Annotated in this window: 7 protein-coding genes; 3 read left to right on the top strand and 4 right to left on the bottom strand. The window is 72.7% G+C overall.

Annotated features, from left to right (window positions below; translation table 11 throughout):
- The 3 genes from CCN33_RS19565 to CCN33_RS19555 form a co-directional block, all read right to left on the bottom strand.
- A partial coding sequence (locus tag CCN33_RS19565) for a GNAT family N-acetyltransferase (protein WP_086694876.1) occupies nt 1–558 on the bottom strand: 558 nt, incomplete at its 3' end.
- A 62-nt stretch (nt 559–620) separates the two neighbouring features.
- Complete coding sequence (locus CCN33_RS19560) at nt 621–1,475, bottom strand: GNAT family N-acetyltransferase (protein WP_086694875.1); 855 nt, start codon at nt 1,473–1,475, stop codon at nt 621–623.
- A 171-nt stretch (nt 1,476–1,646) separates the two neighbouring features.
- On the bottom strand, nt 1,647–2,405 hold the full coding sequence (locus CCN33_RS19555; protein ID WP_086694874.1) for a chaplin: 759 nt from the start codon (nt 2,403–2,405) through the stop codon (nt 1,647–1,649).
- A 309-nt stretch (nt 2,406–2,714) separates the two neighbouring features.
- Between CCN33_RS19555 and CCN33_RS19550 the strand changes: the two genes are divergently transcribed.
- From CCN33_RS19550 to CCN33_RS19540, 3 genes are all read left to right on the top strand, one after another.
- Nucleotides 2,715–4,376 (top strand): alpha/beta hydrolase, encoded by a 1,662-nt coding sequence (locus CCN33_RS19550; RefSeq protein WP_086694873.1) that lies wholly within the window; start codon nt 2,715–2,717, stop codon nt 4,374–4,376.
- Between the two features lie 110 nt (nt 4,377–4,486).
- On the top strand, nt 4,487–5,011 hold the full coding sequence (locus CCN33_RS19545; RefSeq protein WP_086694872.1) for a DUF4232 domain-containing protein: 525 nt from the start codon (nt 4,487–4,489) through the stop codon (nt 5,009–5,011).
- A 269-nt stretch (nt 5,012–5,280) separates the two neighbouring features.
- A complete protein-coding gene (locus CCN33_RS19540; RefSeq protein ID WP_086694871.1) occupies nt 5,281–6,330 on the top strand; it encodes a SpoIIE family protein phosphatase in 1,050 nt (349 codons plus the stop codon).
- 12 nt (nt 6,331–6,342) lie between these two features.
- On the opposite strand, the gene CCN33_RS19535 is transcribed toward CCN33_RS19540, so the two are convergent.
- Nucleotides 6,343–7,836, bottom strand: a complete 1,494-nt coding sequence (locus CCN33_RS19535) for a DNA-binding protein NsdB (protein ID WP_086694870.1) — start codon at nt 7,834–7,836, stop codon at nt 6,343–6,345.
- Nucleotides 7,837–8,143: the final 307 nt, after the last annotated feature.

Here is an 8,143-nt window from a genome sequence, read left to right as displayed (position 1 = left end):
CACCAGCTCCAGCCGGGCGGAGGCAACCGGCTCGTCCCCGGCCAGCGCGACCACGGCGTGGACCGTACCCGGGCCGGCCGTGAGCCGGGCCAGCAGATGGTCCCGCAGGGCGGTGCCGTCGGTACCGAACACCCTCTCGTGCACCGCCACCACCAGGTCCACGCCGGCCGCGTCGGCGGCCCGGACCAGGCGGACACCGTCCGGGAGCCGTTCCTCCAGGGTGAGGTCCGCGATCTCGCCGATCATCAGCGTCTCGGGCTCATCCGCTGAAAACCCGGCCGCGATCAGGCGCTCGCCCAGATCCGCCGGCCCGTCGTGGCCGTAGAGCTTCCATTCGAAGTCCAGGCCCAGGTCCCTGAAATACGCGATCTGCTCCGCGATCGCGCGATCGGCTCCGGTCGCGTCGAGACCGGACCAGACGACGCCGTTCCAGCCCTGCTCGCCCGCCACCTGGCGCACCACGGCACCTGCCCGCTCGATCCGGGCGCCGGGCGTGTCGGGGCGGGCGTTCCGCCGCGTCTCGAGGTCGTAGCGGGCGAGTACCGCGGCGTGATCCATGCGGTCACTCCAGCATCCGGGCCGGGGCCGGGCAACGGGATTACCCCGGACCAGCCGCGCGGTCAGCCGAGTTCGAGCGTGGCGATGCCGAATACCCGCTCGGTGGCGTGCTCGCGCACCGGGCCGGTGTACATACGGGCGGTCTCGAAGGAGGGCGTGAGCCCCGCCGCGAGGGCCATCTCGACGCCCGCCTTGCTCGGCTCGGGTACGTCGATGGCGATCTGCCGGCCGGTGTGGTCGGCGGTGAGGGCGGCGAACAGGGCGCGCGCGTCCTCGGGGGTGTCGGCGAAGAGGGGGCCGATGCGCAGGCTGTCCGCGCCGGGGCGGATCACGCCGTAGCCGGTGAGGTGCTCGCCGTCATGGCGCACGTAGGTGTGGTGGCCGGGTGCGGTGAGCCACTCGGCGAGGAAGCGGGGGCGGTCGGCCGGGGTGCAGGCGCTGTCGTAGCGGGTGATGGCGTCGAGGTCGCCGGGCTGGGCGTGGCGGACGCCGGTGGGCGGTTCGGCCGCCGGGGCGGGGCCGGTGTAGCGGGCGGTGCGGTGGGCGAGTTCGAACCCGGAGCGGCGGTAGTTGTCCTGTTGGTCGACGACGCCGTCCAGGCCGACGGTGCGCTCGCCCGCGTGGGCGAGCCCGGTCTTCCAGGTGGTGAGGCCGTAGCCGTGGCCGCGCAGGTCGGGGCGGACGAGGTAGCAGCCGAGGAAGGCGTACTCCGTGCCGTAGTTGACGACGGAGATCGCGGACACCGGCTCGCCGTCGATACGGCCGAGGAAGAAGCCCTCGGGGTCCTGGGCGAAGAAGGCGGGGCCGTCGGAGAGTCCCGGATTCCAGCCTTCGGCCGCCGCCCAGCCGCTGATCACCGGCCAGTCGTCCAGGGTGGCCTGCGTGACGGTGAACTCCTGGGGGGCCGGTGACGTCATCGCTGCGCTCCGTTTCCGGGGTGTCGGGGGGTCGCTCGCGCCGCATCCTTCCCGATCGGGCGGCCCCGCGTCACGCCGGGACCGCGCGGGGCCCTGCCCGTACCGGGCGCAGGCACTACAAAGGCCCCACCGAGTGGTGCTGGGTCGGTGGGGCCGTGCGGTGGAGCGGGATCAGACCATGCTGCCCGGGCGGTAACGCCGGTACAGGGCCGCGCCCGCCACCAGGAAGGCCGCGCTGCCGGCCAGTGCCGGGGCGGCGAAGTCCGCTCCGGTGTGCGCCAGGCTGGGCGGCGTCACGTGGGTGGGCGGCACCACGGTCTTCGGGGGCGCCGGAGGCTGGTGCTTCGGCGGGGCAGGGGGCTGGTGCTTGGGCGGCGCCACGGGCGGCGGGGTCGGTGCCTCGGAGTGGTTCTCGCAGTGGTTGCCGAAGGCCGGGTTGAGGGCGCCGACGACGTCCACGCTGTTGCCGCAGGCGTTCACCGGGATGTCCACCGGCAGCTGGATGCCGTTGCCGGAGAGCACACCGGGCGAGCCCTCGGTGACGCTGTGCGCCGTGGCACCGCCACCCCCCACGTTGCCGGCCCTGGTGCCGCCGGCCTTGCTGCCACCGGTACTGCTGCCCCCGGCCTTGCTGCCGGAGCCGCCGTTGCTCACCGCGCCGCCGCCGCTGTCGGAGCCGGTGTTCGCGCAGGAGTTGCCGAAGGCCGGGTTGAGGAGCCCGACCACGTCGACGCTGTTGCCGCACGCGTTCAGCGGGACGCTGACCGGGGCCTGGACGGTGTTGCCGGAGAGCACACCGGGCGAGCCGACAGCGGCGCCGTCGGCGGTGGCACCACCAGCCGCGAAAGCGGCGGAGACGGGCATGGCCATGGCCATCGCACCGGAGGCGGCGGCGACGCCGATCACACCGTTTCGGGTAGCCCGTTTCATAGGTTCCCTGCCTTCCAGAAGTCGTAGCGGGCAGTCACCCGCACCACATAGAACGCGTACGGACCGTTCGGGTTATGGCCTGTGCGGCTTTCACCCGTTCGGGGGGCACGATCGTTCGAAACACCCGTCAAGCCGTGGTCGCGCCGGCCATGCGGATAGGTGGACCGTTCACCCGGCCGGAGGAGGTGGCACCGGCGGCGCCGGACCGGAGGTGACGCCCGGACGGCCGGGAGGCGACCGGTGCGGGGCCCGCTTATGGTGAGGACGGTGCCCCCCTGTTCAGGGCGGTGGCGCCCTGGGAGGCGAGCGATGCCGGCCAAGGTGAAGCAGCAGTCCAGACGGTCCGCGGTACGGCGCGGGGCGGGTGCGGGTGTGCTCGCCCTGGCGCTGGTCGGTGCGAGCGTGCCCGCGGCGGCGTCCGCCGAGTCCCGGTCCGACCAGGCCGACCGGCCGGGCATGACCCGCTTCTACGAACAGAAGGTCGCCTGGGGCCGCTGCGCCGGCCCGGACATGCCGAGGGATCTCCAGTGCGGCAAGGTGACCGTCCCCCTGGACTACGCGCACCCCGGGGCGGGCACGCTCGATCTGGCGCTGGCCCGTTACCGCGCGACCGGCTACGGGCATCGCGCGGCGCTCCTGAACTTCGGCGGACCCGGCGCCTCGGGCGTGAACCAGCTCGCGGCCGGCGGCAAGGAGTTCATGGACCTCACCAACGGTTCCGACGTGGTCTCCTTCGACCCGCGCGGGGTCGGCCGTTCCTCCCCCGTGAGCTGCGGCGTCGGCGAGGAATCCCCGTCGGACTCGTCGGACTCCTCCGGTTCGGACGCCGGTGCCGACATCAGCAGTCCGCAGCGGCTCATGACCTTGCTCCGGCAGTCCGCGGAGCTGTGCGCCAAGCACTCCGGGCCGGTGCTGGGGCACATAGGCACCGTGAACGCGGCCCGCGACATGGACGTCATCCGCCAGGCCCTGGGCCAGAAGAAACTGGACTACCTGGGCTTCTCCTACGGCACCCGGCTCGGCGCGGTGTACGCGGCGCAGTTCCCGCACAAGGTCGGCAGGATGGTCCTGGACGGAGTCGACACGCTGACCGAACCGCTGTCGGAGCAAGGGGTGGCGGGCGCCCAGGGGCAGCAGACGGCACTGGAGGGTTTCCTGGACTGGTGCGTGACGGACATGGGGTGTCCGTTCGGACAGGACCGGCGGTCGGCGGACGACCAGGTCGTCCGGCTCGTGCGCTCGCTGGACGCGAATCCCGTACCGACCGACTTCGGTGGCACCTTCTCCGGGCAGGACCTGGTCGGCGCCGTCGGGCAGGGCCTGTACAGCAAGGAGCTGTGGCCCTCGCTGGAGCGGGCGCTCGCCGCGCTGGTGGAGGACGGGGACGCGCGCCGGGTGCTCAGCTTCGCCTCGGGCGGCTTCGGGCTGCCGATGCGGGCGAACGGGCCGGGGGCCGGGAAGAACCAGGGCGGGCTGACCGATCCCGGACGGGTGCCGATCGACAACCTCACGGCCGCGCTGCTGGCGGTCAACTGTGCCGACGACCCGGACCGGCCGACCGCCGCCCGCCTCACCAAGGACCTCACCGACCTGCGCGCCTCCTACGACGCCGCGTCCCCGGTCTTCGGCCGCTACCGGCTCACCCAGTTGCTGATGTGCTACGGCCGCCCGAAGGGCACCGACTACATCAGGGACTCGGTGAAGGACGTGCCGTCCTCGCGGATGCTGCTGGTCGGCACGCGCGGCGACCCGGCGACGCCGTACCGCTGGGCCGAGGAGACGGCACGGCGGCTGGGCTCCTCGGCGGTGGTGCTCGACAACAAGGGCGACGGGCACACCGGCTACGCCTCCTCCAAGTGCGTGCACCGCAAGGTCGACGACTTCCTGATGTACGGCACGCTGCCGCCTGACCGCAGCTCCTGCCCGGCCGACGGGAAGGCGTGGAGCTCGACCGTGTCGACGGACCCGTGAGTCCCGGACGCAGGGTGACGCCGCAACTGCGGGGTCATGTCCGGCGTCACACTGGGTAGGCGCGGCCCCAGCCCGCCGACCGGACCCGATCGTGACAGGGGGACCCCTTCATGCGTATCCGTACCGTCCACACCGTGCCCGTCCTCGCCGCCTCCGCCGCGCTGCTGCTGGCCGCCGCCCCCGGCCAGGCGGCCCCGCAGCACCAGGCCGCGCCCGCCCGGTGCGCCGCGAAGGCGCTCGACATCCACGCCAAGGCGGTGAAGGGACGGACGACCGTCGTCCGCTTCTCGGTGACCAACTCCGGCTCGCGCGCGTGTCTCGTGGACCGGTTCCCGACGATCACCTTCGGCGAGCTGGACGGCGCCGCGCTGCCGACGCCCGAGGGCGGCCGGGGCACCTACCGGCTGGACGCCGGCAGGACGGCCTACGGGGCGGTGCGCACCATCGGCGACCCCTCCGACCCGGAGGCGCGGCGCTCCCCCTCGGTCGGGGTGTCGGCCTCGGCGTCCCAGTACGGCCGTGACTTCTCGGCCGCGCGCCTCGGCACCGGCCGGGAGGTCCGCGTCTGGGAGCCGGTGACGACGTGGTGGCAGCCGACCCGCGCGAAGGCCGACAAGGCGATCGGACTCGGCTGAGGCGCAGGGAACAGGTGAACGGCGAACGCACGGCCGAGCGCCATGCCGGAGTCCACGCCTATGGGCCAAGTCTCGTACGCGGCCTACGACTTGAGCGGCGCGGCGCTTAGCCTCGGGGACCGCGCGAACCACTCCCCGAAGACTCTGGCATATGCCAGAAGCACCCCCGTATCGTGTGTTGCCAAATCCCTTACGGGGCGTCGCGGGCTGTGCCACAGTCGTAGCGCTCCCTTAGTTCCCCTGGCCCTACCGTCCCCTCGGAGTGCGTCATGCCGCCCCCAGTCTCCGCGGACCGCCCGCCCGCCGGGCATCCCGAGGGCGCGCCGTCCGGCCAGGTCGGCCGGGCGGAGTGGGGCCTGCTCACCGACGAGGCCGACTGGTCGGTGGAGCTCTACCGCATCCTGGGTCTGGACCCGTCCGCGCCGGCGCTCACCCTGGACGAACTCCCGGCGCTGGTCCACGAGGAGGACCGGCCCCGCCTCACCGCGATGGTGACGGGCTGCCTGGTGGACGCCCGGCCGATCGACGGCGAGTTCCGCGTACGGCGACCCGACGACTCGGTACGGACCGTGCACATGAGGGGTGAACCGGTGCTGGGCACGGACGGCGACGCCGTCTCCATGTGGGCCCTGATCCGGGACGTGAGCGAACTCCAGTGGCACGCACCGCCGTCGGGCACGGCCCCGGAACCGCCTCCGGCTCGCCGGCCCCCGCTTCAGGGGCCGCCGGCGCTCGACCTCGCGGTACACCACCCGGTCGGCGCACCGCCGGTCACGGCGGCGGCCGACTGGTGCGATGTGCTGGAACTACCCGATGGCGCGGCCCTGTTGAACGTCGGTCACCTCACCGGCCCGGCCCCCGCCACCCTGCTCGGCGCCGTGCACGGCCTGGCTCTGGCGGGCGTCCGACCCGCTCAACTGCTCTCGATACTGGGTCAGCTGGGAACCACCACCTCCTTGCGCGGTGCGGTCTGCTGCCGTTACGAGCCGCAGAACCGTAACTTCGCCTGGGCCCGGTCCGGGCGCCCCGTCCCGCTGCTGTTCCGCGAGGGGACGGGGCGCCGGCTCACCGCACCGGACGACCCGCCACCGGGTACGGACTCCCCCTACGGGCAGGCCGAACTGGCCCTGCGGCCGGGCGACTTGCTGGTGCTGCACACCGACCGGCTGAGCGAGCCGGACGTGACGCGCCTCCTTGGTCTCGCCCCACGGCTGAGCACGGCCCGTACCGCGCGGGAGTGCGTGCGGTTGCTGGCCGGGGAGCTGGGCGCGGGGCAGCACGGCGACGCCTGTGTGCTCGTCGCCAGGGTCTCCGGGTAGCGCGGACCTCCGTTACGCCGGTGCCGCGCCCGTGTTGCGGCTCCGCGGCTTGGGCAGGGCCTGCCTGATCTCCTCGCGCAGTTCACCGACCTTCGGGTAGCTCGCGTACTCGGCCGTGAGCCGGTACATCTCGCGCAGCCGGTCCCAGGTGCGACGGGAGGAGTTGGCTCCCATCGCCATCAGCGCCAACCGGGCGTACCGGTCCGCCTGTTCGGGGTCGTCCGCGATGAAGCAGGCCGAGGCCATGGAGAGATGGTCGAAGATCTTCGACCGCTCCCGCCCGTCGGTCCTGAGGGCCAGCGCCTTCTGGGCGTAGTGCTGGGCGTGCACGGCCGCGCTCGGGTCGTGCTCGGCGAGCGTGCGGTAGGCGAGGGCCTGCATGCCGTACAGATCCTCGTCCTTGAAGGTCTGCATCCAGTCCGGCTGCCGGGTGTCCTGGCGGTCGGAGACGAACAGGTCCTCGGCCTGGCCGAGGGTACGGCGCATCGCCTGTCCCCGGCCCATGGCGGCCTGCGCCCACGCCTCGATGGTATGGAACATGGCCTTGGTTCTGGGCTGCAGTTCCTCCCCCGAGCCGGACTGGGCCAGCTTCATCAGGTCCATGGCGTCGTCCGGGCGACCGAGATGGACCATCTGGCGGGCCGCCCGCGACAACGCCTCCCCGGCACGGGGCCGGTCGCCGCCCTCGTGCGCGGCGTGCGTGGCGATGACGAAGTACTTCTGCGCCGTGGGCTCCAGACCCACGTCGTGGGACATCCAGCCCGCCAGGACCGCGAGGTTGGCGGCGACGCCCCACAGGCGCCGCTGGAGCTGGGGTGGATGGTGGTAGGCGAGCATGCCGCCCACCTCGTTGAGCTGGCCCACGACCGCCTTGCGCTGGAGGCCGCCGCCACGGGCGGCGTCCCAGGCCCGGAACACCTTGACCGAGCCCTCCAGTTCCTCGACCTCCTGGGACCCGATGGGGGCCGCCTCGTAGCGGTCGAATCCGGCGGGTTCCGCGTGCAGTGGATTGTCGAGGACGGGGGCGTCGGCCCGGAGCGTGGGGTCGGTGTGCAACCAGTCGTGCATGGCGCTGCTGAGTGTGGCTCCCGCGGCGAGCGCGGCACCCGCGCCCACCAAGCCGCGTCGGTTGAGCATGAGGTCCATTCCCGTGAATTCGGTGAGGACCGCGGCGGTTCGTTCGGGCGCCCACAGCACGCCGTCGGGATCTTCGCTCTTCCCGGCGCCCTGCCGTTTTCCCGCACGCCCGTGCCGTACCAGACCGAGGTCCTCCATGGTCACGACACGGCCGAGACGCTCGGTGAACAGGGCCGCCAGCACCCTCGGCACCGGATCGCGCGGGATCTCTCCCATGTCGATCCAACGCCGTACTCGCGAGGTGTCCGTCGACAGTTGGGGATGGCCCATGGCCGCCGCCTGCCGGTTGACCAGTCGCGCGAGTTCGCCCTTGGACCAGCCGGCCATGCCGAACAGGTCCGCAAAGCGGGTGTTGGGTTGTCCGCTCACGTCAAGCCCCCAGGTTCTCGGCTGAGTTGACAGTAGCCCCGTGCAAGTTGCCGGGCGACTATTCGCCAGGGTTCGCCAGGGTGCGCCAGATGGTGTGCCAGTGGACGTCGGGTGTCAGGTAGGAAAGCGCCACCCCGGCCCGGTCCTCCCAGGGGCACTCCCCAGGGTGTGCCTGGGAGGACCGGGCCGGGTGGGCGCGCAGCTCGTGACAAGCGACGCACAGGCAGGCACAGCAGGCACACGAAGGGATCTGTATCTCCCATGTACGCAGCATCGTCCTCCGTGTCCGCCCCGCCCCGGCCACCAC

The organism is Streptomyces recifensis, assembly GCF_002154615.1.
GTDB classification, from domain to species: Bacteria; Actinomycetota; Actinomycetes; order Streptomycetales; family Streptomycetaceae; genus Streptomyces; species Streptomyces griseoluteus.
This window is presented reverse-complemented; position numbering and strand designations above follow the sequence as displayed.